Origin of the sequence: Pseudoalteromonas sp. S4492 (genome assembly GCF_005886115.1) — a bacterium.
In the GTDB taxonomy this organism is placed as follows: Bacteria; Pseudomonadota; Gammaproteobacteria; order Enterobacterales; family Alteromonadaceae; genus Pseudoalteromonas; species Pseudoalteromonas gelatinilytica.
This window is the reverse complement of sequence record NZ_PNCP01000311.1, coordinates 1-349: the sequence shown is the minus strand read 5'-3', so window position 1 is coordinate 349 and position 349 is coordinate 1. Positions and strand designations below refer to the sequence as shown.

General features: G+C 63.6%; 1 protein-coding gene. It reads left to right on the top strand.

The features are described 5' to 3' along the window. Window positions 1-349 (top strand): glycosyltransferase family protein (locus CWC28_RS22175; protein ID WP_212746833.1); only part of this gene is annotated, 349 nt, incomplete at both ends.

The following is a 349-nucleotide window of genomic DNA, read 5'->3' as shown; positions in this document are numbered from 1 at the left end:
AAGTGGCGGCGATTCATGATCACGTGCTCAAGGGTGGCAAGTTCCGTCAGGTCGCGGTCAATTCGCGCATGATGGGCGAGGCTCTGATGGCGCGCTACGGTATCGCGCCTGAGCGGATCGAGATCAGCTACCCGGGCTATGATCCGGAGCAATTCACGGTCGAGCGTGCGCGCGCAGGGCGCACCGTCCAGCGTGAGGCATTGGGTGTGGCCGAGGACGAGCTGCTGGTCGGTCTGGTGTCATCCGGCAACTTCACCAAGCGTAAGGTGGCCGGGTTCGTGTCGATGGCGGCGCTGATGGAGCAGGCCTCACCTGGCCGCTATCGCGTCCTGGTGGTAGGCAAGGATGA